Below are 1,534 nucleotides of genomic sequence, written 5' to 3' on the forward strand. Positions count from 1 at the left end.
TAACGTGCTGAGCGCGCAACGCCAAGCGCCGCGTCGTCGATATCGGTCGCAAAGATCTGCACGCGCGGGGCGTGGTCAAACCGATCCATGTGTTCGCGCATGAGCATGGCGATGGAATACACTTCTTCGCCGGTCGCACAACCGGGCACCCAAACGCGGATGGTGTCGCCGACACCGCGCGCGTCGAACAGTTTCGGTAAGACGGCGTCCGAGAGCGCTTCAAATGCCTCAGCATCGCGAAAGAAGCTGGTGACATTGATGAGCAGGTCGCGAAATAACGCCGTGACCTCCTCCGCGTTATTGGACAGTCGTGCGACATACGCTTCCGGCGTCTCAATTTCCAGGACTTGCATGCGCCGCTGCACGCGGCGCAGGAAGGTCTTCACCTTGTAGCCGCTGAAATCATGGCCCACCTGGTGACGCAGGATTGTGTAGATTGCATTGCGAGCTTCATCAAAAGCGGCACTCTCGATTTGCGCGTCAGCAGCGCCGGCCAGTTTGTCGAGCATGAATCTACCCGCTGCAAAGCGAGCCAGCTTGGCGCCCATCTGCTCTGCGGGTACCGCGAAGTCGACCAGGCCGCTGGAAATTGCGCTCTCGGGCATGTTGGCATGATGAGGACCAAATCCGTCGGCTACCTGCGCGAGTGTGAGCCCGCCGCGCTCCTTGATGGCCTTGATGCCGAGTGTCCCGTCCGAGTCGCCGCCGGACAGCACCACGCCGGCGGACAATTCGCCAACGTCGGCCGCCAGTGCGCTGAAAAAGAGATCAATGGGTCTGCGCTCTCGTCGGTGCGAATCCTGCGCGTGGACGCGCAGCCTACGATCCTCGACGGTTACAACCGCGTCGGTCGGCAAAAGATAAACCGTGTCGACTTCGATAACCGTGTTATCGGCGATGACGCGCACCGGCATCGCGGTGAAGCGCGACACGATCTCCGGCAGCATGCTTTCACGATTGGGGCTCAGATGCGTGATGATCACGCACGCCAATCCGGGCTTCTCGGGCATGCCGCGAAAGAAGCCCTCCAGTGCCTCAACCCCGCCGGCGGAGGCGCCTAAGCCCACAATCGGAAAATCCACCGCTGATGTCATGCTTTCTCCAACCCAGCGCGTGCCTTGCCGTCCACCTTTGTCGGTCGCTTCGATCGCGCAGTAGCCTTGCTCCCCGACGAAGCACGGTGTGACGTCTGCTCCTCCAAAAGCCGCAGCCCCGCACGGACAACTTCGCTTGCTGAACTGTAGCGACCGGTAGCAACTTCCGACCGGATAAATGAGGAAAGATGTTCAGTCACGCTGATGCTCAATGCGTATTTGCTGGGCATGGGCAATTCACCGATGGATGGGTAACACCCTATAGTATCCCATTTGAAGCGACCCATACGTACTCTCCAACGGGGATTCTCCCTCGGCTAACGGCCGTCGCGTTGAAAGCGGAACTGCTCCGGGTCGTGACTGGAGGGGGATATCGAGGCCGTGCTCAATACGGACAAGCCGCGGGAGCGTCACGTGTGCAGCAGGGACAAGCTGACTCA

At 60.2% G+C, this 1,534-nt stretch carries 2 protein-coding genes; both read right to left on the minus strand.

Annotation, left to right across the window (positions count from 1 at the left end; genetic code table 11):
- Positions 1–1,094: chemotaxis protein CheB (locus tag AWB74_RS44440; RefSeq protein WP_327363353.1), on the minus strand; the 1,094-nt coding region annotated here is incomplete at its 3' end.
- The gene (locus tag AWB74_RS48985; protein WP_407642557.1) at positions 1,091–1,381 is read right to left on the minus strand and encodes a type II toxin-antitoxin system ParD family antitoxin; all 291 of its coding nucleotides are present in this window, start codon (positions 1,379–1,381) and stop codon (positions 1,091–1,093) included. The genes AWB74_RS44440 and AWB74_RS48985, both read right to left, overlap by 4 nt.
- Positions 1,382–1,534 lie beyond the last annotated feature (153 nt).

Source organism: Caballeronia arvi (genome assembly GCF_001544695.2).
Taxonomy (GTDB): Bacteria; Pseudomonadota; Gammaproteobacteria; order Burkholderiales; family Burkholderiaceae; genus Caballeronia; species Caballeronia arvi.

Coding starts and splice junctions, on each gene's coding strand:
- AWB74_RS48985 (WP_407642557.1), bottom strand. CDS start 1,381: ATGGGTCGCTTCAAATGGGATACTATAGGGTGTTACCCATCCATCGGT.